The sequence below is a fragment of the Chitiniphilus eburneus genome, assembly GCF_005048205.1.
Taxonomy (GTDB): domain Bacteria; phylum Pseudomonadota; class Gammaproteobacteria; order Burkholderiales; family Chitinibacteraceae; genus Chitiniphilus; species Chitiniphilus eburneus.
The window spans coordinates 1-22,806 of record NZ_SUMF01000043.1 but is presented as its reverse complement, the minus strand read 5'-3'; the positions used below and the strand labels follow the sequence as shown (position 1 = coordinate 22,806).

Genomic DNA, 22,806 nt, shown 5'->3' with positions numbered 1-22,806 from the left:
GTGTTGCGGGTGTATTGCTCCTGGAACAATACGGTGTCGCCATGCCTGGCGGTGAAGCTGCTGAGCTGGCCGTAGGCGTCGTATTGCTGGCTGGTGGCGATCTGGCCCAGCGTGCTGCCGGTGGGCAGGCCGTTGGCGGTGTCTCGCGTGAGGCTTAGCGCGCCGGCCTGGGTGAGCAGGCCGTCGTCGTCGTAGCCGTAGGCGATGTTCACGCCGGCTATGCCCAGTTGCGTCAGGCGGAAGAAGTTGTCGTAGCCGAAGGCCAGTTCGCCGCTCACCGGGCCGCTGTGCTGGATGCCGGTGAGTAAGGCGCCGTCGTAGGTAAAGCTTTGCGCGATGTCGCCGCTGGCGATGCTGCCCAGTTGGCCGCTGGTGAGGTAGTCGTAGGCGATCAGTTGTTCGCCTGCGGTTACGGTGTTCAGGCGGCCGGCGGTGTCGTAGCCGTAGTCGATGGTCTGGCCATCGGGGCGTTCGATTTGCGTGGGTTGCTGATCCAGGTTGTAGGCGTAGCGGGTGGCGACCACTGCTTCGCCCAATGCGGGCGGCGCGTAGCGGGTGGCGAGGTCGATGTTGTCGAAGTCGAAGCCGTGCGCTGGCCGGCTGGGCGGGGTAACGGCGGTGAGGTTGCCGTTGGCGTCGTAGCCGAAGCCGATTTCGCGGCCATCCGGGGTGGTCACACGGGTGACGCGGCCGGCCAGGTCGTAGGCGTAGCCGGTGATGCGGCCCAGTGCGTCGGTCACGCTTTCCAGTTCGCCCAGGGTGTTGTAGGCGTAGTGCGTGGTGCGCGCGGCATCGCCGCTGCCCTGGCTGATGGTAGTGAGGCGGCCTTTGGCGTCGTAGGCACGATCAACCGGCAGCAGGCCGGGCTGGGCCAGTTGCAGCGGGCGGCCCTGCGCATCCACGTAGACCGTGCTCTGGCGGCCGGCGGGGCTGGTGCTGGTGTAGCTGCGCGCGGCGGCCTGATACACGCTGGTCAACGATTTGCCGTTGATGGTCAGGGTGTCGGTCTGGCTTTGCAGGCTGAGCGGGTTGTCGGCATCGGCCAGCGTTGCCTGCCGGGTGTGGGTTTGCGTCATGAGCAGGCCGGAAGGCGTTTCCACGCTGAGCCGGGTGGTCAGCGGGGCCTGCATGCCAAAGCGCGGATCGGGGCCTTGGGTGCGCGTGGTGACCGTGCCGTCGGCGGCGGTGGTGGTGGTGGTGGTGCCGTCCGGGGTGCTCACCTGCTGCGTGCCCGATTGATCCGGCAGTACCGTGCCGCGCTGCGAGGTGCCATCGGGCTGGTTCCGCACGCTGTAGGTGGTGGTGCGGCCCATTTCGCTGCGTTTGGTTACCTGATAGCCATCGGCCAGCTCGGTGCGCGCCAAGTGCCAGCCGCCCCCGGCTGCGTTCAGGTCGCGGATCAGGCGGCCACTGATATCGTAGTCAAAGGTGCTGGTGTGATCGCGCGGCGTGGTGAAGGTCTGCATCAGGCCATCGCTATCGTAGGTCATGCGCGTGGTTTCACTCGCCGGGTTGGTCACGCTGGCGAGGTAACCATTGGTGTCGAGGGTGAACGTGGTGCGCTGGCCGTTGGGCGCGATGATGGCGGTGGGCTGGCCGGCGCTGCTGCGCTCGATGGTGGTGATGTTGCCGTCGGCGTCGGTCACGGTGCTCAGCAAGCCCTTGCTGTAACCAAAGCGATACCGTTCGACTCCGTTCGATGTGGAGCGGGTAGCGATATGACGACCGTCGCCATCAAATTGGTAAATCTCCTCGCCAGACTCGTCGGGAACAGCAAAGTCCGTGGGGTTAAAACCGGGAAACAACGGGCTGATCTTCATCACCACGTTTTCGTAACCGGAAAAATGGACGCGGCCTTGCGCATCAAGTGCCACGCTAAGAGGTGTGCCAATGTCACTGCTCTGGGGCCCCTCAAATGGTATCCACCCACCAGCGAGATAACGGGGCATCTCACCCTGCGCCACAGAGCTGATAATCCCATCCGCCGCCACGCGTCGAATGCGGTGATTCGAAGAGTCCGCAATGTACAGATTCCCTTGCGCATCTACAGTCACATCGGCGGGCTGTGCCAACGAGGCAGCAATAGCCTGCCCGCCATCACCCAGCCCCCCGGCCCCCCCTCCCGCTACAGTATTGATCGTGCCATCTGGTGCGATGCGGCGAATTCGATCATTACCCGTATCCGCGATATAAATCGCGCCCTCCGAATCCACAGCCATGCCCTGCGGCTGGTTTAGCAATGCTTCGCTCGCCGGCCCCCCGTCACCGGCAAACCCAGCCTCGCCAGTTCCGGCAATGGTGCTGATGATGCCGTCCGGCGAAACCTTGCGGATACGGTGCGCAACAGCCTCCGCAATATATAGGTTCCCACCGGTATCGATTGCCAAACCTTTTGGTTCAAACGCGGCCACCGATGTAGCAGGTACAAAGTTGTCGAGCCCCGGCTGATGATTGTTAAAGTCCCCTGTTACGGCCAATACATCCCCATTTGGCGTTATCTTTTGAACACGCCAGTTAAAACCGTCTGCAATGTAGACATTGCCATCCCTATCAAGAGCCACATCAAAGACCTTTGATGTGCCAATCCCGCCCTCCATCACTCCTTTTATTATTCCGTTGGGCAATATCTTTTTCACGCCACCATATAATTCATTTCCCAAATACAAAGCGCCATCGTCGCCAAAAACAAGCCCGCGTGGAAAACTCAGCGTTGCGGCAGTGGCAGGGCCATCGTCCCCACTCGTCCCACTCAGTCCAGTTCCTGCGATAACCTCCAGTTTATTTGAAATGGATTTTCCGTTACGGATCGACCCGCTTCCGAACGACAATACTTCATCCTCAAAATTGTAATGATGATTAACGTCGAGCGACCAGCCCCCCATATTAAACAAGGTCGCCACACTATGGGCCATCAACGAATATGTTCCCTTTTGCCAGAGGGCGACCTCGTTGCGTGAACTATTTCCGGAGACCTCATTGCGCCCGAAACCGCCAAAAGCCTGGCCGAACTCTGCTGGCTGGTAGTACTCCGCCGGATAAATATATCCAATACTAACTTTTGCAGCCTGGTCTCCAAACGCCGGCCGCGCATAGGCATCAGTGCCGTCCCATTCAAAATTAAATTCTTGATTCGCGTCAGGCGAGAAGCTTTTTTTCAGGTGCTTTCCCGCCACGTCAATGATCAAATCAATCCGCTGCAATCCTGGGGGAACGCTATTACCAGTCAAAAGAATCGCAATTTCAGTTTTTCGCACATGCCGGCTGCTGCGGTAATTGATGGTAAACGGCGTGCCCACGATGGGCAGCGATTCGCCCAGCGATTGATTCTGGCATTCGATGATGGAACCCGATTCGCAATCCGGTTTTTCTTCCACCGCTGGCGTTTCCGGGAACTTCACCTTCGGTGGCTCCGCGCCTTCCGGCGGGCCGTATGGCCAGTTGTAATCCCACGGGGTGAAATGCCTTACCGGTACGCGCCACAGGCTTTTGCCCGCCGCGTAGAGCTGGCCCAGTTGCGTGCGCTCTGCCAGCGTCATGCCGATGGCGCTCAGGCGGGTGTCGTCGTCGGCGCTGCCGTCGCCATCGCTGTCGATGCTGGCCACGCCGCCCGCCACCGCCAGCACTTCGATCACTACGCCGTTGTCGGACGGTATCCATACGGCTTTGGCGCGGTCGTAGTAACCGGCCGGTACGATGCTGCCGGTCGGGAATTCGAGGAAGTTGTCGGTATAGCTGTACACCGGCTGGCTGAACTGCACGCTGCTGGCGCCGGCGGCCATGGCTTCGTCCACGCTCAGTTCCACGGCGTAGGTGTAGCCGCTGGTGGGCGGCAGTTCGCCCGGCATGGCATTGGGGCCATTGGCGCCCACGGTGTACTCGGTGGCGCGCACGGTGGCGGTGCCCAATGGCTGGGTGGTGCCGTCGGGCAGGATCATCTGCGCGGTGGTGCCCTGCGGGAACAGCAGGGTGGCCTGGCGCGCGCCGTCGGCGTCGGTCACCGGGTTGCCGCGCGCGATCTGCATGGTGGTGGCGTCGGCAAGGTTGACGGTGGTGGCCTGGGTATCCAGCCGGATCAGGGCCACGCTGGGTGCGATGGTCCAATCCTGCCAGCGGGTCGATACGGTGCGCTGCGCCGGCAGGTAGCCTTCCTTGCGGTACTGCACGGTGAGCAGGCCGCCGCCATTGGCGGCCAGATCGAACAGGCCGTCGGCGCGGCTGTGGGTCTGGCCGTATTCCGGATGGTTCAGGATCTGGATGTTCACACCGGGCAGCGGCTTGCCATCGCGGTCGGTCACGCTGCCACGCAGTACGGCGGCGCGGCGGGGTTCGATGGTGCCGGGGGCTACGCCGGTCTGGATGGCGTTTTCGCCGGTGTAGAGGAAGGCGGTGCTGTCGGCCAGCCGGGTGGGTACAGTGCTGTCGAGCGGCGGCGCCAGGGTGGCGGGGTCGGGCGGGACGATGCCGGGGTCGATGGGGTCGTCCGGGTCGGCCACGGTCAGCGCCACGGCGTCGCTCTCGCCGCCCCAGGGGTCGCGCGCCACCAGGGTGAGCGCATCGCCGCCCTGCGCCGCGATCTGTGCGGTGAAGCGGCCTTCGGCATCGGCGGTGGCGGTTACCTGTTCGCCGCTGCGGGTGTTGGTGATCAATACCTGCATGCCAGCGGCCACCGCGCCGGCCTGGCCGCTCAGCGTGACGTTACCGTCCGCCGGCTGGCCCACGGTGATCTGGCCGGCAACGGGGGGCGTTGGGGGTGGCGGCGCAAAGGTGAGGGTATGGCGGTGGGTGGTGCTGTTGCCGGCCGCGTCGTAGGCCACCAGTTCCACATCGTTTGCGCCAGGCTGCAATTGCAGGGTCCAGGTGAAGCGGTGCGTTGCGGGGTTGGTGCCGGTGGCGCTCCAGTGCGCCGGGTTGCTCAGCGCCACCGTCGCCTGTTCGTCGTCCACGCTGCCGGACAATACGACCGTGGCTGTGGTGAGCACGGCGCCGGAAGCGGGATGCAGTTCCTGGAACCGTGGCGGCTGGCTATCCAGCACGAATGCGTGGTCGAGCTGGGCGCTGCGGTTGCCCCAGGCGTCGGTCACCTGGGCGCTCAGTCGGTGCGGGCCGTCGCCCAGCGCCTGGGCGGGGGTATGGCGGGCAAGCTGCCGCGCCACGTCGAAGATCAGTTGATCGGCGATGCTGGTGTCGTCCAGTGTGACTTGCCAGCGGTAGCTGGCGAAGTATTCGGGGTCGAACGCGCAGGGCTGGCCGTTGCAGAGTGCGTCGTAAGCCCATTGCAGCACCGGGCGGGTCTGGTTGGTGGGGGTGGCGGGCGGTTCGACCGGGGTCAGGCTCGGCATCAGGTGGAAGGCGGTGGTGCCCAGCACGGAGCGGTCGGTGCTCACGGGTTGCGGCCCCTGCGGGGTGCCGTCCACGCCGAACGGGGTCAGCCGATCCGCGCTGTGCAGCCAGAAGTGCTGCCCGGCGGCGTCAAAGCGCAAGCCCTGCGGCTGGAGGATGCCCAGCGGCGTCAGTTCGGCCTGGTGGCGACGTTGCGCATCCCAGCCGTAGACCGACAGCGTGGTCTCGCCCAGCAGCCACAATTCGCCGCTGCGGGGGTTGAGCGCGGCATCGACGATGGGTTCGGCCAGGTCGATCACTTTGACTTCGCCCGGGGGTTGCGTGCCGCCCGGGGGCGGGGTGACGCCAATCTGCTCCCGCCACAGGGTGGGCGCGTTGGCCGGGGTCCAGTCGGTGCCGGGGTAGGTGGTATGCGGCACCAGCGCCCGGTAGACGCGGCCCTGGTACAGCACGGTTTCGCCGGCCTGGTAACGCGTGCCGATCTGCCACGGCATCGGCGCCGGTTCCGGCTGGATCGCTTCGAGTCGCTGCCACAGCGACGGGGTGGCGGATGGGCTCCAGTTGCTGCCGACGTGGGCGGTGTGGGTCACTTTGGCCTGGTAGACGAATCCGGCAAAGCTCACCCGCTGTCCCGCCTGGTAGACCACGCCTTCGCGCCATGCGGGCGGCGGGGCATCGTGCGGGTCGAGATCGGCCGGGTCGATCTGCCAGACCCGCTGCGGGCCGATCAGCCAGAGCTTGCCACCCAGGCTATCCACGGCGATGCGATGCACATCCGGGTAGTGCGTGTTCAAGGCATGGCTGGCCACCGCCGTGCCATCGGCACGGTGTTGCCCCAGGTTGCCTTCGCTCAGTACCCACAGCGTGCCCGGCACATCCACCGTGATGGCACGAATCGGTGTGGCCGTGGTGCCGTGCCCCAGCAGGTTGCCGCTGGCATCCAGGTGGATCAGTGCATTGCCGGCCGCCAGCCAGAGCGTGCCGTCGCGCGTATCCAGCGCCAGGTGGCGCGCCACGGTATCGGGCGTGGGGGCCGTGGGCGCGATCTGCGCGGCGATGGCGGCGGCGGCATCGCCCGTATGACGCTGCGCCAGTGGTGCCAGCTCGATAGCCGCCAGCAACTGGCCGCTATCGCTGTATTGCTTGAGGCCCGCCCGATCACGCACCCACGCGGCACAGCCGCGATCCGCCATGGCAATGGCCAGCGCTTCGGGTGTGCTGACCTGCGCATTGGGGTCGCCGTTCGATCCGCCCGCCGGGAATCGGGCCTGGCGGATGCCCGCGAGATCGGCATACCAGATGCAGGAGGAGGCCGGTGGCTCCGCCGCCAGTAGCGGGGCGGCTGCCGCCAGGGCAAGGCAGAACGAGGCAAGCCGGGAGGTCAATACACGCATGATTCCAAACCCATCCATCGCCGTGCTTTCAGGCGCGAGGCCCTCGAACAAGACGACAGCAAAATGAAAGTAAAAGATGGCAATAAGGAAGGTCCGCAGCCAACGGCTACGGTCGATCCTTATGAGGTATGGAAGGATGATTGGGAGACGGGCAAACCGGGTCAACGCAGCATTGGCGCGGGTTTGCGACAAATCTAGAAAGTGGCGTTCCGTGCAATGAACATGTGCATCGTTGAACCCACATCAAATTAAGGAGGGGGTGACCATGCTAAAGCGACCAAGCACCGGGGCGGCACGCTGGCTGTCCACCCGCTGTTTTTGCCTCAGCTTTCACCAGGTGGTTTCGCAAGTCAGAAAGTAACGAAACCCATCGCAACCCCGGCGCTCCCATGGCACGGTGCGGCAACCCGGGCTGGCCGGGATGCCGGCGATGCGATGCGGGTTTTTTATCGTGTACCATCTCGCACCGTTCGCCCGCGCAGTTGCCGGGCGCCCTCTCTCACCGTTAAGGAAGACACCATGGCTGGAGCCAGCCTGCTTACGTTGCTCGACGATATCGCCACCGTACTGGACGACGTGGCCCTGATGACCAAGCTGGCCGCCAAGAAAACCGCCGGAGTGCTGGGCGACGATCTGGCGCTGAACGCGGAACAGGTCACCGGCGTGCGCGCCGAGCGCGAGCTGCCCGTGGTGTGGGCGGTGGCCAAGGGGTCGTTCCGCAACAAGCTGATCCTGGTGCCGGCAGCGCTGGCGATCAGCGCGGTGATCCCCTGGGCGGTGATTCCGCTGCTGATGCTGGGCGGGGCTTTTCTCTGCTTCGAGGGCTTCGAGAAGCTGGCGCACAAGCTGCTGCACAGCAAGCACGAGGAGGCGGCCGATCACGCGCAGCACGTGGAGGCGGTGGCCAACCCCGCCGTGGACCTGGTGGCGTTCGAGCGCGACAAGATCAAGGGCGCGGTGCGCACCGATTTCATCCTCTCCGCCGAGATCATCACCATTACGCTGGGCACGGTGGCCGCCGCCAGTTTTGGCGTGCAGGTGGCCGTGCTGGCGGGCGTGGCGATCATCATGACCGTGGGCGTCTACGGCCTGGTGGCCGGTATCGTGAAGATGGACGACGCGGGGCTTTATCTGTCGCAGCGCGGCGGCAGCCTGCAACGCGGCTTTGGCCGGCTGCTGCTGAATTCGGCGCCTTATCTGATGAAGCTGCTGTCGGTGGCCGGCACGGTGGCGATGTTCATGGTGGGCGGTGGCATCCTCACCCACGGTGTGCCAGCGGCCAATACGCTGATCCACGACTGGGCCCACCATGCCGGTGCGGTGGCCGGTATCGGCCCGGCGCTGGAGTTCCTCGCGCCGGCGTTGCTCAACACTGTGGCCGGCATCATCGCCGGTGGCATCGTGCTGGCGCTGGTCACGCTGGCCACCCGGTTGTGGCAGGGCGTGCGCGGGAAGTAAGGCCACGGCCCACCACTGAAAAGCCCTCGGTTTGCCGAGGGCTTTTTGTTTGGCCGCCCGCCCTATTCCACCGGGCCGATGCCGTACCGCGTGCGCTTGCGCTCCTGGTATGCCTCTTTGGCGTGCCCATCCATTGGGGTGCCGTTGCGCGCCGCCTCGGCCCACCAGTTGCCCAGTTTCTGGCCAATCTTCGCCTGGGCCGCCACCGGGTCCATCTTGGCATCGCTGTATTTCTGCCACTTGGCTTCGAATCTGGCCTTCTTGCGATCGAAGGTATGGTCGATGGTGGTATTCAGCGCTTCGTGCAGATTGAAGGTGGCTAGCTGGTAATTACTGGCGGTGACGCTGTTGGGCCCATTGCTCAGGTCCTGGCTCACCGACTGGGCCAGATTGGCCGCGCCATCCTTTTTCAGTTGGGTGAGCTGGCCGCTGAGATAGCCCTTGAAATTGCTCAGCATGGCCTTGTCGTCGTCGCTATGGGTGGATGGATCATTGTCCAGCGCCAGCTTGGCGCGCAGGAAAGTGGCCCGCACGGCGGAGCCGGTAAAGCGGGTGTTGGCTGCGCGCAGGCCGGTCAGATCCTCGACGAACGACGTTACCGCTGGCGTCATGAACCCGAGCGCATCGCTTTTGGCGGAGGCATCGTTCAGGGTGCGCTTGTCGGACAGGGTGTTGTTGACTGTTTCCAGATTGCCGGTTCCCCGCCGTTTTACCTGGCGGGTTGGCGGCGCGACGTAATCGCCCAGTTCGGTGGTCTTTACCGTCTGCCCCATCACCGACTTGATGGCACGGCCATAGCCGGTGGCCGATTCCTTGGTCAGCGTCGTCGGCAGGATATCGCCCCAGGTGGTGCCATGCCCGTAGCCGGTCATCATGCCCTGGGTCCATTTCTGCTGGTCGTTGGTACGTACCTGTTCCTTCAACTGGTAAACCGCGTTGATCTGATGGTTCTGCGCTCGCGGCGCGCCTTCGTTGGTGAAGCTGACCGGGAACGCAGTGCCCAGTTGCGTGGTGATGCGCGTCCCGCTTCCCACTTCATCCAGTTGCTTGCGAAATGGATTGCCCTGCACCGGGACGGTCGGCGTGACCGGCGAGACGTTCGGCCCCGAGAAATCCGACAGCTTGAACTTCTTGGTCGGCCTCGGGCTATCGCCTCCGCTGCCGCCGGTACGCTTCTGGGGTAACAGTTTCGGATCCACGGCTTCTCCTTATTAGCCAGGTGGAGGGGATGACAACGCGGCAACGCGGCGCTGTCTCGCTACAGGTTCATTTGCCGTGCCGTGCGCGCAGCGCATCGGCCCAACCGCCCGGCACCTGTCCCAGCCCGTGCTTGTTGAACTTGTGCTGTACGTACTCGCCCAGATGCGCGCCATGCCCTTTGTCCAGCCCGCGCTGGCCGGCCGCGAGCGCGGCCCCGAAGCGCGAATCGGCAATCTGTTGCACCAACGGATCGGTCTTTTGCCCACGCATCTTTTCCACCGTATCCAGTTGCGGAAACTTCTTCGTCAGCCCCGCAAAGGTGGTGGCCATGTCCGGCGAGCTTGCCTTCTGCGATTTGGCCGCCCATTTTTCGGACAACACCTGGGCCATCATCCCGGTGCCAGCATCATGGGTATCGACGCCCATCGATTGGTGGCCGAACGCGGTGGAGGCCTCGTTGACGCGCAACAGCGTGGCGGTAAGCGCCCCTTGGTCGTTGAACGTCTTGCCACGCCAGTTGTTGCCGCCCGAAGGCGGGCTCAGCATATCGCTGTGGCCCGCCACCAGCGCTTTGTTGGCACGCGTCAGATCGGTCATGTTCAGGTTGGGCGCCAGGCTTTTGTACTTGGTGCTCATGGTGCTGGAGGGCGTCGCCACCTGTTGCGACCACGAAGTGCCCTGGGTGTAGGCCACATGGGTGTTCCACCCTTCGTAAACGCCGAAGCTGCTGCCGCCTGGCTGCACCTTGAAGGTTTCGCCTGTCTGCGATGCCATGCGTGCCTCGCCCAGGCTTTTCACCCGGGGTACTTTCTCGGGATTCATCCCGCCGCCAAATGCAAAATCCATCTCGGTTCCTCGTGTATCGTTAAGTGGTTTCCAGCCCAGGCCGCCGCGCATGCGCAACAAGACCCTGTTCCTGCCCTACCCCCTCGGCCTGCGCGACCGGCGGCACGAGGTGCGTGTGCTCCAGCCCGACGGCGCGCGGCACGCGGTGCTCGGCACCAGCCAGCCGCTGGAGGACGACCGCCGCGCCGCCGTCTACCGCCAGTGGGGCTTGCAGGCGCAATCGCCGCGCCAACCGCCGCCCCCGGCCATCGATACGCCTTTGCCCCTACGCAGCCAGACCATCCTTTCGCATCAGGTTTCCGAGGTCACCCGCGCCGAACTCAATGGCGGCGCCGTGCCAGTGAACAACCAGCCCAACGCCAACGATCCGGTACCGCGCACCGAACCACTGGGTCAGCCGGGCGAAACGCCACACTCCGTGATCACCGTGACCGGGCCGAGTATTTCGGTGAAGCTGGGGCGGTAGCGCCGTCCCCGACCGGGGTGCGTTTCGCGCGGGGAAGGGGGAAGGGTAAAAGCAACCCCGGCAGCAAAAGCGGTGTTGCCGCTGCCTTTGAATCGACTCTTCCCTCTTTCCCGCGGCAACGCCGCCCGCTCCATTCCCTTCAGTACCGCTTGTTGGCGAAATCCAGAGCCGCCTGTCCCTGGTGAACCTGTGCAACGCTGGTTTTCAGGTCGGTGAACAGCTTGGATTGGATGCTGCTTTCGTGCCCGGATTTGGCATCGCTCAGCGATGGTGCGTTGCCCGAAATACCATTGCCAGGCCACACCGGAAGCGGCGTCGTGCCCAGGCCAGCCACTTGTTGCCGCAGGTCCTTCACGTCGCTTTTGCCGATATTGCCCCGCGCACCATCGGAGACGTGATCGAAAGCCTTGTTGAACTGCGTGCCATCGTGCACATAGATCTTGTAACGCGCTGCCTTCAGCCGCCCTTGCTCGGTACCGCTCTCATGCACGTAACCGGTTGCCTTCAGCCGTACCTCGCTGGTCTTCATCAACTGCTTGATCCCTTCCTCGATCGCCAGCCACTCGGTGTTCTGGTGAATGCTGGCGGGTGGCGCGCTGAGTACGTCGTTCGGGCCGTAGAGACTGCCTGCGATCAGATGCGAATTCTCGGCACCATGCTTGGCGAAGGGATTGGTAAAGCCTTTGCCTTTCAGCAGCGTATCGCTGAATTCACGGCGTTTCAGGTCATGCGACTTGGTCCATCGCTTGTCCGAACGCGTGGTCAGAAAGGGCGTGATCCCGGAAGTACCGCCGCTCGCGTTGCGCAGCCCTTTCCAGTGAAGGCGGAACGTGCCGGTCTTGTAGGATTTGCCAATGAACTTGGGAGCGGACACCGCCTGGCTGTCGCTCACCGCGCGGCCGGTGGAGCCGATATGGGCGCCCGGCGTACGCGATGGCAGCAGGAAATCATCCCATTTCAACGGTTGCGCCAGCCCGGCCTTGACGTCGGCTGCGTGCTGCCGCCGGGTTCGCATCCCCGTGGGCTTGACGATGCCCGCAGGGGTCCGCGCAATCTTGATTTTCTTGGTCGGTGCCGGCCCCATACTGGCGCTTCGCCGACTTTTTAGTTTGGAAGTCATCTTCGATTCTCGAAATGAAGCAGCTTGACGTTGGCGTAGAGCCGGCTGCATAACCCAGCCGCATCAGAACTTCCGCCCGTATTGCGCAAACACGCTCTTGAAGCGCGGCTTGTCCAGGCCGGTCTTCCTACTCTTGCCCGGGTTGTCGCCCCGGTCGTAGACCACGCCCACGGTGGAGCGGTCGTGGCTGTCCACCGCCATGTGCATTACGTTGCCGTCGCCGTATTTTTCGAATTTCTTCGCCGCCATGCGTTCCATGTGGCTGTCCACGGCGATGTTCGGGTAGTGCGGCGCCCACACGGTCTTGAAAGTGTTGCCCTCGGTGCCAACCAGGCTGTACGGCGCGCGGTGGGCGCGGTCGTACTGCACATCCTCGTTGTAGGGATTGGGGCTTTTCGGATAGGGGATTTCCTTGTCCTCGGCGGTATCGCCGTGGTTGAACACCCGCGACATGGTCATCATGAAGCCGTCGTAGGAACCGCCCTTTTGCGGATTGCTGCGGAAATCCTGCTGCACCACGTTCACCTTGCCGCCGCGCAGGCCCTCCATCGCGCTCAAGGCGAACGGCGGCACCACGTCGGACAACTTGGCGCCGCGCGTGGCGGTCTTGGCAATATCGCGGTGCATGCCATGGCGCTCGGTATCGTCCAGCTTGCCCTGCTTGTTGTCGCTGTGCGCCAGCTTCATGGTGGAGGTGGTATCGAAGCCGGTATGGCTCAGCCCGCCCAGGCTGGCCATCTGGCGTTTGTTGCTTTCTTCCAGTTTCTGGAAGTTGGTTTGCGAGCGCAGGGTGCGCTTGTTGTTGTCCATGGGGGGATCTCCAGTGGTTTGGTTTTATGGTGGTAAGGAAAAGAATGGCCCCTAAATCTTGGGGAACCCGCTATTCACGCTTTGCTGCCGCTGCTGGTATTGCTGCTGCCCAAGCAAAGTTCCCCTATAAATTGCTGGCACTTGCGGCCCGAGCGTCTGTAGCGCTGTCGGAGCAACTACTTGCCCGCCGCTTGCGTGCCGGCTAATTCTTTTACCGTCGGGGCCATGTGCATCGAATGTTGTTTCCTGGTGAAAGTATCCCGTCTTCGGGATATTCGTTCCATGGTGTTTCCTTCGTAATTCCCTAAAATCCTGCCGGGTTGTTCCTTTCCCGATGGCCTCGTGAAATGCCTCCCTGTCCTCCAACTTTTGGAAAAAGGCATGTGAAGTATGCATGCGTATTGGCTGAACCAAGGGCCCGTGCTTATGCTGCTGCCTCAATCTTCCCGAGCCATGATTGGTACGAAAATACAGCGTGGGTGCTCTTCCGTCCTCTTTCGTAGCGAAACGAAGATTTTTCTGTTGATAGACTTGGTCTGGGGGAAATGGCATCGAGTTTTCCTCACTGTGCTAGGTCATTGAATCATGTCGAACTGAATGCTCGATCTAGTCCCAAGCCAATACCCAATTGATAGCGATTTGCCGTTTCTTTTTCACCGGGCATTCCGCAATCCATTTCGCATCTCCAGTTTCTTGTTCTATCGCCGGCCATTCATGCCTTTGGCCGTGCGTCGGCGCTATTTCCCCGCCAACACAATCGGGCTCTCCAACCCCCTTAGCAGCCGATCCAACCCCGCCACGTCGCCGCGTTCCGGCCAGCGCATGAAGACCAGCCCGTCGTCCGGCGCCTCGGCGCGGCAATCCAGCGGGGTGAAGCCCACTCGGTCGAGCACGCGGCGGGAGCGCTGGTTGTCGCGGTAGACGGAGGTATAAAGCTGCGCGTTGTCGGGCATGGCGGTCAGCGCCAGCCGCACCGTGCGCGCAGCCAGGCCGTGGCCTTGCCAGTCGGCGCCCAGCCAGAAATGCAGATACGCTGCGTCGCCGTGCCAGGCGGCGGAGACCACGCCGATGGCGCCGGCGTCGGCGTGCAACACTGCGTAGCCGTGGCGGTTCGATGTGGTGGCCTCGGCCAGCCACTCGCCCATCGCGGCGGGGGTGTCGAAATCCGGCAGCCGCGTCATCACGCCGATCTGCGGATCGCGGTATTGCGGGAACAGCGCGTCGGCGTGTTCGGGGCCGAGCGGTTCCAGCGTCAGTTCGCCATCGCGCGGCAGTTCGAGCGGGCTCCACGCCAGCGCGGCCCGGGCGGCGGCGCGCGTTTCGCATTGCGCCAGCAGCGCCTGCACCGCTTCGTGATCGGGATGCGTGGCCAGCGCCTGGCGCAGCAGCGGCGGCGCCAGTTCGGCGTGGCCGGCGGCGATTTCCACCTCGGCCAGCAGGTGACAGACGTCGGGATGGTCGGGCCACTCGCTGCGCAGCCATGCCAACTGGTGTCGCGCCAGTGCCAGGTCGCCCAGCCGCCAGGCGGCGCAGGCCAGGCCGTACTGGAACGAGCCTTCCAGCAGCATCGGCTGTGCGGCGACGCCGCGCAGCGCGTTGCGCCAGGCCGCGCGCGCCACGGCATCGTCCGGCGGCGATTCCATGAGCGCCGGCAGCAGGCGGCCACAGATTTCCGGATCGTGTTCGCTGGTCTGTAGCAACGCCAGCCGGGGCGGCAGGTGCTCCGCCGCGTCCAGCGATGCGGCGTGCCCATCGGGGCCGCAGCCGGCCAGCCGTTCCGCCAGCAGGTCGGCCAGCGCCGCGGCATCGGCCGCCGCGCCGTCGTGCGCGGCGTCGCGCCAGGCCAGGTACTGCACCGCGCCAGCGGTGTGCTGTTGCGTGGCGCGCACCTGTGCGCCCTGGGTCTGCTGGTGGCAGGCGATGGCGTGCAGGTTGAGCGGCAGTCGGTCGTTGCCCACGGTGAATGCGGTCGGTGGATGCAGCCCCCCCAGCCGCACGTCGCGCGCTTCGACCACGCCGTAATCCACCGCCAGCAGCAGAAAGCGCCCGGCGCTGGCCTCGGCCAGCGCGTCCAGCCGCGCCAGCGCCGCCAGCGGCACGGTGAATCCGGCGCTGTTCACGTGGGCGAGGTAGTCGCCCGGCAGCGCGTCGAGCACCGCCGCGTCCACGGGCTGCCAGTCGCAATGCAGCGTGCAGGCCTGTGGCGTGTCGGTGGGCGTGGCCAGCAGTTCGCCGCGCAAGGTGCGTTCGTAGTGCACGCCGAACAGCGCCGGCAACGGTTGCCCCAGCGCGCCGGGCGCCAGCCATGCCACCGGGTTGGCGCCCGGCGCGACGACCTGGTCGTCGTCGCGATAATCCACCTGCCAGTGGCCGCGTCCCAGCGCGGCCAGCCGAACCTGCAAGCGCGGCAGCAGCGACGCGCGCAGCCGGCCCTCGCCCGGCGCCAGATCCAGTACGGTGAATGGCGCGGTGGCGTCGATGCCCCCGGTCGCTTCGGCCGCCAGCCAGCAATCGGCGATGGCGTCGGCCCATGCCTGCGCCAGCCGTGGCGTGGCCAGCCAGTCGGCGAGGTCGCCGTGGACTTCGGCGCGCAGAAAGTCGAATCCGGCCGTTTCGGCGAATTCCGGCATCGGGGCGGCAGGGGCTTCGATATGCATGGCGGGGCTCCGCGGCAAGGTCAGGATGGGCGAGAGGTCATCGCGCCGTGGGTGTGGGCCGGGCGCCGCACCGGTACTTCGCGCCCGCCGATATCGTGCTCATTTCGGTGTGGGTTCATGCGGTGCCTCAGGGAAACGGCTTGACCCGCGAGAGGTCTTTGACGCCAACGAACGAACTCTTCCCGGTTTTCTCTCGCTGCAACTGGCTGTGGTGGAACAGCGATTCGACGCTGGCGACGGTCGGCTTCAACTGCGACGGCGGCACGCTGGCCAGAACGGGCAGGAACTTGCTGGTGGCGGCATGCACGTCGGGCGCCCGCTCCTTCATGCCCTGGTTCAGGTATTCCGGCGTGCGGGCTAGCGACACGCCGGTCAGCCCCATGTTGAAGAGCTGCGCGCCGAACACGAAGGGCTTCAATTGTCGCGGCGCGGCGCGTTGCAGCATGCTCAGCCCCTTGCCCACGGTCAGTCCCGTTCCCACCGAGCCGAGCAGGGTTCCACCGGTCTTGGCGCCGACGTGCTTCACGCTGTCCTGTTCGCTTGGCGACAGCACCCCGTGATAGGTCGAACTCCCCAACTGGAGGGTGTTCGATACCCCCACGCCCTTGACCAGCGTCTTCACGCTTTGCGACGGTTCGCTCGGCCCCTGCTGGCCGGAAAGATTGAATTTCCGGTTGCTGAAGTAGGCCTGGGGCCCCGACTTCACCCCGGAGAGAAAGCTCGACAGCAGCGATTTGTCCTGCCCTTTTCCCGATCCGCTCATCCTTCGTTTCTCCTGTGCGCTTTGCGCTGTGCATCGATCCGCCCGCTGGCGTGTTCATCGCCGTCCTATTTCTGATCCAGCGTGCGCCGCTGCGTGCGCGGGCTGAGCGGCGGGTGCTTTTCGTCCGGCTCGGGCGCGATGTCGAACGCCAGATGCGTCTTGAGCCGGGTCGAATCGAACAGATCGTCGCCGCGCATGGGCTTTTTCGCGCCCTTGGGCTGGTGCTTCATCGGATCGAGCACACTGGTCGCCGAGTGCACGGTGCCTTTGCCATCGGTGGCGAGAAAGCGGTCGTGCTCGAATTTCGCACCCGGTTTGTCGTCCTGGTGATAGCGCTCGAACACGTTGAAATCCTGGCCGTGCGCCTTGACCGTGGTGAGCAGGCGCACGTCGGTCACGTGTTTGACGGTCGTGGTGGTCTTGCCCTGCTGCTTCTGGATCTCGGTCAGGTGGGGATAGCTGCTCAGGCCGAACTCCCCGTCCGGCGACGTAAACGATGATGTGGTGACGGTTTGCGGCTTGGTCTTGTAGTCGATCTCCGGCGGGCCGCTCACTGTTTGCGTGGTACGTCCGGTGAAGACCCGTTCACTGGGTAGCTGGGCGCCACGATCCACCCGTTTTTTATCCGACGACATCCACATTCCCCCTTTCAGTCAAAAGAAAACCATCCGGCGCCAGGCGCCAGGCGCCAGGCGCCTGCGGCATGCTCAGGCCTACCCTTCGCGCTTGCCCGCCTCCAGCCCCAGCATTTCGAAAATGCTCAACTGCCCGCCCAGCCGCAGGAACACTTCCTGGTACAGCTCCACCGTGTTCAGGTTGCCCCACTCGATGGCGCGGCGGATCAGGTAGGGCACGGGGCTGTGCGGTTCGATGTGTTGCAGGTAATCGGCGGCCTCGGACAGCCGCGCATAGGCATCGGAGCGCCCGGCGATGGGGCCGCTGGGGCCGCCCACCGGCGGGTAGAAATCGCCTTCCTCCACCTGGAGGTCGTCGGCGTGCGCGGCCTCGGGCACGGCAAAACGCAGGGCTTCGCCATGGATGCCGCGTTTGTGCAGTTCGCTGCCGATCAGCGACTGGATCTGCTCCAGCATGCCGGCCAGGGTGCGCAGGCTGGGGCCATCGGCGCCGAACAGGTCGTCCACCCGCGTGGCCAGCGCGGCGATGGCGTCCAGCGCGTCGGCCAGCGTGCAGTACAGCCAGCCGTAGGCGTCGCTGCCGGTGGCGCTGACGGCGGCGCTCACCTCGGCCAGCGACGGGCCTTCCAGTTGCGGCGCGTTGCGGCTGCCGGCCGCGCTTTTCACCTGTTCGTTACGCCGTGCCTGCTCCCAGTCGGCCCAGTTGTAGTCGCGGTCGCGCCCGGTGGCGGTGATCGGGATGCAACGCAGCGCGGGCAGCAGTTTTTCGTTGGCCCAGCGCAGCATGTTGGCGCGGTAATCCAGATCGCCCTCCGGCGCGGCCGGGTAGAGGCCATCCCAGTAGCGCTGGCACAGCGCGTCGATCAGCGCGGCGCAGGCGGCGATGCCGGCAAAGCCGTTGCGGTTGATCTCGGCCTCCAGCAACCACACCGCCAGTTGCAGATCCTTGGATTTGCCGGCCAGCGCCGCCGCGGCGAGCTGGCTCACGCGATCCCAGTCGGCACGCTTGAGTTCGTGCTCCCAGGTGCCTTGCGGCAGCGAGGCATCATCGGCCCGCCGCGCCGCCTCGATGCTGCGATAGGTGACACTGCCACGCAGCAACTCACCGGCCGGCTCGTCACCGGGAATGGGCGCCAGCAATGCTTCGAAATCACGCTCCAGATGCTCGCGGCAGTAGCGGTCGATACGGGCGGAAAGGTCGGTCATCGCCTTGCTCCTTCTAGAAAAACAAATCTGAAAACGTGAAAAACCAAACCGGGGTCACGAGCTCTGTGTCCATAGGTTTTGCCATTGCCGTCGCAGCCATCCCGATCACCACAGCAGCGGCGCGGTACGCGGGAAGGCGTCCGGCAGCGTCAGCGGCGCCATGGCGCGGGTTTTCGGATCCTGGCCGGACAGCTTCAGGCCCAGGTAGGCGCGCATCGGGCGTTGCTCGGTGCGACCATCCGGCTGGCCGGGGTTGGCGGTGGGAACGTTGAACTCCAGCAGCAGCCGGGTCGGGTCGGTGGGGTCCCGCGTCAGCGTGCCGCGCGGGGCGTGGGTGCGGATCAGGCGCAGCAGCGCCCATTCGCCTAGCGCCACGAAGCTGGCGGTGCGGCCTTTCACTTGCAGGTCGTCCTGGCGGCCATCGGCCAGCGGGCGCCACATAGAGCGGTCGGCCCATTGCAGGTCCAGCACCAGCATCTGGCCGTAGGGCCAGGGCAAGGTGGCCGCGCGGTTGGGGTAGCCGGCCATGCGCTCGCCGCTGGTGAGCGTCCAGTTCACCAGTTGCTCGCTGCCCGGCGAATCGGCCACTTCGGCGCGGAAGGCGATGTCCAGTTGCACCGGCTGGCTGATGTCGCCGGCGGTGAGGTTGCTCTTGAAGAAGACATTGGCCGCGTCGAGCTGCGCCAGGAAGCGGTTGGCCGTATCCAGGTGCTCCACCGGGATGTCCTCCAGCAGTTTTTCCAGGTCGGCACGCTGGCTGTCGTAATCGGCGAAGAACTGTTTCACCATGCCCAGCGGGGCGTCGCGCGCGGTGAGCGGGCCAAACGGGTAGCGCCCGGCCAGATCGCGGTTGAAGCGGCCGGCGAAATCGCGCCATGCCTCGAACGCCGCCGCCTTGCGCTGATCGGAGCAACGCCACTTCACCTGTTGTTCCAGCAGGCGGCGGCGTTCGGAGAACAGGTCGTTGCCGAACTCGGGCGATTTGTAATCGGCCAGCGTCTTGCGGCAGTTGTCGTAATCCAGCGTGGCGAACTGCTTGAGGAACAGGTTGTCGAGCTGGCCCACCTGCCCGGCCGGCTCCTTGAACTGCACATAGCGGTTCAGTTCATCGATGGTGTTGGTCCAGTAGGTGACGGTCTGCGCGTTGTCCAGGTGGGCATCGTCGATCACGGCGGCGTTCTTCAGAAACACCACGTAGGGGCTGGCGTAGCCGGAGAGCACTTCGCCGCGCGATACCTGCCGCGACAGGTAATCCTTGGTCACGGGGGTGCTGCCCAGCGAGAAGAAGCTGCCGTCGGTGGGGCCATTGCTCGGGTCGTACAGGCGGCTGGCGCCGGCCAGCGCATCCACCCGCGCCAGCGTGTCGCCGGCATAGTCGCGCACGCACTGCGTCACCCTGGCGCGGCTGGCGGCAAAGCCCATCTGGTCATAAAGGCGCAGCACCGACAACAGCGGATCGACCACGCGGCCGAAGTTCTCGCTTTCGCCCGACAGTTGCTGGTCGGCGTTGGACAACGTCTGCAAGCTGACCTGGGTCAGCGTCGGCTGGTTGGTTTCGGGCTGCTGCGCCAGCGCCATCACGTGATCCATCACGCTGTTGAGCTGCCGCCGCGCCAGCCGGTCGAACAGCGGCCGATCCAGCGCGCCGGACTGCGGCGACACGCCCTGGCGCCGTGCGAAATCCTGATACTCGCGCGCATAGCGGGTGGCGGTGGCCAGCGCCGTCGGGCGCCAGCCCGACATGGCCGGGCGGCACATGAAGGTGCGCGGCTGCTGTACCTGCATGTAGTCCAGCGCCAGCAACGCGGTCAGCCCGCTCATCTCCGGCACCAGCGCCGGGTTGAGTACGTAGCCGTTGCCCTCCTGGATGAACAGCAGGCCATAAGGCGGCAATTGCAGCGATACCAGCTTGTTCATCGCCGGGCGATAGCAGACGTCGGCATTGAACTGGGCCACCGCGCCATGCAGGATCGCGTATTCGTGGTTCAGCCCGTCCAGTTGCTGCACGTAATCACCGAACGCGGTGCGGATGCTGCCGCACGGATCAGCCTTGCCGCCGCTGCGCAGCCACTCGCCGCGTACCCAGCCCAGCCACCAGGTGAAGTGATTGGTGTTCTCCAGCACCGGCTCGCGCTCGGCCAGCAACTCGCGCAGCAGGTGGGCGCCTTGGTCCACCTCCTGGTCCAGCGCGGTGCGCAGCTCGACCGCGCGTTGCTCCAGTTGCCGGGCGAATTGTGTGGGCATGGCCTGAGGCAGCACCAGCGGCGTCTCGTAATCCACGTTGGCCAGCGCCTCGCCATAGGCGCCGCGTTCGTGTTTCAGATCGGCCGGTGGCGGTGCGCGGTACACGTATTCCAGCAGGTGGGAGAAACGCTCTTTTTCGTTGTTGCTGGGCAGCGATGCCGGCTTGGATACCTGCTGGAAGATCGCGATGTTGGTTTCCAGCTCGCGCACCGCTTCCAGGTTGTCCTTCAGCCGTTTCAGCGCCACCTGGTAGGCACGCTCCGAGGTGTTGCCGTCCGGGCGATCCATTTCCTGGAAGGTATAGGTGGCGCGCTGTTGCAGGTGGCAGGCCACGCTGGGCATGATCACCTGCTCGAAGGCGTCGTCGGCGATCAGTTGCGCCGCTTCGCGCCGCGCCGCTTTATCCACCAGCGATACCGGGATCGCGGGATAGCCCAGGTCCGGATCGATCCGCGCCAGTTGTTTCAGCAGGGCGTAGACGTTGTCCTTGCCGGCGCAGCGGGTGATTTCCTGGCGCTTGGCGATGGTGCGCACTTCGGTCAGCGAATTGCTCAGCAGGTCCACCTGCCGGTTCAGCAGGATGGCGGACCACAGGATCGCCACCGCCAGCAGCCCCAGCACCGTGCAGCCGAAGATCTGCACACCACGGATCAGTTTGTTGCGCGACCAGATGGCATCGCGGGTGCGTCGCGCCAGCAGCGGCTCGGCCAGCACCTTGCCTTCGATCATTTCATCGACGAAGGACACATCGTCGCGCCGGTCGCCGGGCACGCCGACGCCGCCATCGGCCGGCACGCTGCCGGTGAAGTAGATACCCCGGAAGAAAAAGCCGGCGTACCAGGACGACGACCGGAACACCAGCGTCATCCAGCGCGCCAGCGGCCCGCGCATCTGTTCGAAATGGCGCGGGAACAGGAAGAATTCGTCGGTACGCTCGATCTGGTCCAGCTCGGCGGCGGTATCCAGTTGCAGCGTTTTCAGGCGGTCGTACAGCACGTCGAAGGCATCGTCGGCCCATTCGGTGGCGGTGCGGCTTTCCGCCGTGGCCGGCGCCGACCAGCCGAACATCTGCCCCTCGTTACGCGATGCCTCGTCGTCGCGCCCGCGCAGGGCCGACCAATAGGCGGCAAAGCCCTGCACGCTGTCGCACTGGGTGACCACCACATATACCGGCAGCGAGAATTCCAGCCGCTGCTGCACCTGGTAGAGCTGGTTGTAGACGCGGTCGGCCATCGCCTCCAGCGCCTCCTGCCCCGAGGTCAGCAAGGTGCGCGCGGATACCAGCACGATCAGGCTGTCGAGCGCGCGCTCCGGGCGCAGGTCGTTCAACTGTTGCAGCACGCCGCGCCAGGATTGTTCCTCCGGCGTGTTCGGCGCCGCGCAGGCCCAATCGCCGCGCGGATCGATCAACACGCCGTGGTGGAAGAAGTGCCATTCGGTGCCGATGGTGGTCAGCGCCTGCTCGCGCCGATCCGGCTCGCGACGCAGCCGTGGCGAGGTGGAGGCGATCAGGCTGGATTTACCGGCGCCGGCCTCGCCCAGCATCAGCACCCAGGGTTGCTGGTAGCGCCATTCGCGGCGGGTGGCGATGTAGTCGAGCGAGTTCAGCAGCCCGCGCGCCCGGGCGCGCCAGTCACGCCGCGCACGCACCGGCTCGCCGGTTTCGGTGGAAATGGGCACCGCGCGCCGTGCGCGCCAGATCAGCCAGCCGGCCAGCAGGGCGACCAGGGCGGCGGCGATGAGCAGGCCGATGAAGAGCGGGGTCATTGGGGAATCCTTGGCGCGGTGGCGCTTTGGGGGGGTAATGGGCCGGGGGAGGCCGCGGCGGTTGCTGCGGCAGCGGTTGCTGCTGCAACTGCAATGGCAACTTCTGAAAGGCTGAGCGCCTTGCGGCGCGGTTGCTTGACGCCCTCTGCCGCCGTGCGGGCCGGTTCATTTCTTTTGCGTGGCCAAAAGAAACGAACCAAAGAAAAGGCCGTGCGACGCTTCGCTCTGCATGGCGCGTCGCTAAGCGGCAAGCCGCTAAGCTTTGGCGGCACCGCCATATGCGCCCCTCCGGGGTTCCCTACGTCGGTCGCGAGCCTGGGTCTCGCCCCACTCCTCGGCGCTACGTAACGGGGGGAAAGGCCGCTGAATGCCAGCGCAGTTTGGGAAATGTCCTCGCCGTTTGCATGCCGGCGAGTAACAAAGCCACCAACTTTCACCCGCAGGCACTGGCACACGTCCCCCCTTCCCTTCAAGGGGAGGGGGCGGGGGTGAGGATGGTTTGTCCGGGGCCCCTCAGCAGCGCCGAGAGGAAGATAAGCGGGCGGGAATTCGGCGAGGACTGTCTGAGTGAGCGCAGCGAGCGAGTTCCGCAGCCACCGCTCGATTGTCTGGAGCGAGGGCACCCCGGCTTGCCGGGGCGCGTATGCGGGTGACCGCCAAAGCTTAGCGGCTTGCCGCTTAGCGACGCGCCATGCAGAGCGAAGCGTCGCTCGGCCTTTTCTTTGGTTCGTTTCTTTTGGCCGCACAAAAGAAATGAACCCGCCCGCACGGCGGTAGAGGGCATCAAGCATCCGCGCCGCAGGCGCTCGGCGGTTAAAAGCCTTTGCAGTTGCAGTTGCAGTTGCAGTTGCAGTTGCAGTTGCAGTTGCAGTTGCAGTTGCAGTTGCAGTTGCAGTTGCA

Annotated in this window: 13 protein-coding genes; 2 read left to right on the top strand and 11 right to left on the bottom strand. The window is 64.9% G+C overall.

Going from position 1 to position 22,806, the window contains the following annotated elements; genetic code table 11:
• The coding region (locus tag FAZ21_RS18930; protein WP_169307502.1) for a carbohydrate-binding protein at nucleotides 1-6,734 on the bottom strand (6,734 nt) is incomplete at its 3' end.
• A gap of 519 nt (nucleotides 6,735-7,253) precedes the next feature.
• Here FAZ21_RS18930 and FAZ21_RS18925 point away from each other — a divergent pair.
• Nucleotides 7,254-8,192, top strand: coding sequence for a DUF808 domain-containing protein (locus tag FAZ21_RS18925; RefSeq protein ID WP_136774996.1), 939 nt, complete (start codon nucleotides 7,254-7,256; stop codon nucleotides 8,190-8,192).
• A 62-nt stretch (nucleotides 8,193-8,254) separates the two neighbouring features.
• Here FAZ21_RS18925 and FAZ21_RS18920 read toward each other — a convergent pair whose 3' ends face one another.
• Both FAZ21_RS18920 and FAZ21_RS18915 read right to left on the bottom strand, forming a co-directional pair.
• Nucleotides 8,255-9,391: a hypothetical protein gene (locus FAZ21_RS18920; RefSeq protein ID WP_136774995.1), complete on the bottom strand. Its 1,137-nt coding sequence runs from the start codon at nucleotides 9,389-9,391 to the stop codon at nucleotides 8,255-8,257.
• Nucleotides 9,392-9,458: 67 nt separating this feature from the next.
• The gene (locus FAZ21_RS18915; protein WP_136774994.1) at nucleotides 9,459-10,238 is read right to left on the bottom strand and encodes a hypothetical protein; all 780 of its coding nucleotides are present in this window, start codon (nucleotides 10,236-10,238) and stop codon (nucleotides 9,459-9,461) included.
• A 49-nt stretch (nucleotides 10,239-10,287) separates the two neighbouring features.
• Here FAZ21_RS18915 and FAZ21_RS18910 point away from each other — a divergent pair, with 49 nt between their 5' ends.
• Nucleotides 10,288-10,704, top strand: a complete 417-nt coding sequence (locus tag FAZ21_RS18910) for a hypothetical protein (protein WP_136774993.1) — start codon at nucleotides 10,288-10,290, stop codon at nucleotides 10,702-10,704.
• Between the two features lie 139 nt (nucleotides 10,705-10,843).
• Here FAZ21_RS18910 and FAZ21_RS18905 read toward each other — a convergent pair whose 3' ends face one another.
• From FAZ21_RS18905 to FAZ21_RS20465, 8 genes are all read right to left on the bottom strand, one after another.
• Nucleotides 10,844-11,824, bottom strand: coding sequence for a hypothetical protein (locus FAZ21_RS18905; RefSeq protein ID WP_136774992.1), 981 nt, complete (start codon nucleotides 11,822-11,824; stop codon nucleotides 10,844-10,846).
• Between the two features lie 63 nt (nucleotides 11,825-11,887).
• On the bottom strand, nucleotides 11,888-12,634 hold the full coding sequence (locus FAZ21_RS18900) for a hypothetical protein (RefSeq protein ID WP_136774991.1): 747 nt from the start codon (nucleotides 12,632-12,634) through the stop codon (nucleotides 11,888-11,890).
• 737 nt (nucleotides 12,635-13,371) lie between these two features.
• The gene (locus FAZ21_RS18895; protein ID WP_136774990.1) at nucleotides 13,372-15,291 is read right to left on the bottom strand and encodes a GNAT family N-acetyltransferase; all 1,920 of its coding nucleotides are present in this window, start codon (nucleotides 15,289-15,291) and stop codon (nucleotides 13,372-13,374) included.
• Between the two features lie 127 nt (nucleotides 15,292-15,418).
• A complete protein-coding gene (locus FAZ21_RS18890) occupies nucleotides 15,419-16,054 on the bottom strand; it encodes a hypothetical protein (protein ID WP_136774989.1) in 636 nt (211 codons plus the stop codon).
• 65 nt (nucleotides 16,055-16,119) lie between these two features.
• The gene (locus FAZ21_RS18885; RefSeq protein ID WP_136774988.1) at nucleotides 16,120-16,689 is read right to left on the bottom strand and encodes a hypothetical protein; all 570 of its coding nucleotides are present in this window, start codon (nucleotides 16,687-16,689) and stop codon (nucleotides 16,120-16,122) included.
• Between the two features lie 78 nt (nucleotides 16,690-16,767).
• On the bottom strand, nucleotides 16,768-17,895 hold the full coding sequence (gene tssA / locus FAZ21_RS18880; protein ID WP_136774987.1) for a type VI secretion system protein TssA: 1,128 nt from the start codon (nucleotides 17,893-17,895) through the stop codon (nucleotides 16,768-16,770).
• 105 nt (nucleotides 17,896-18,000) lie between these two features.
• Nucleotides 18,001-21,906: a type VI secretion system protein gene (locus FAZ21_RS18875; protein WP_136774986.1), complete on the bottom strand. Its 3,906-nt coding sequence runs from the start codon at nucleotides 21,904-21,906 to the stop codon at nucleotides 18,001-18,003.
• A 469-nt stretch (nucleotides 21,907-22,375) separates the two neighbouring features.
• Nucleotides 22,376-22,806: hypothetical protein (locus FAZ21_RS20465; protein ID WP_211243528.1), on the bottom strand; the 431-nt coding region annotated here is incomplete at its 5' end.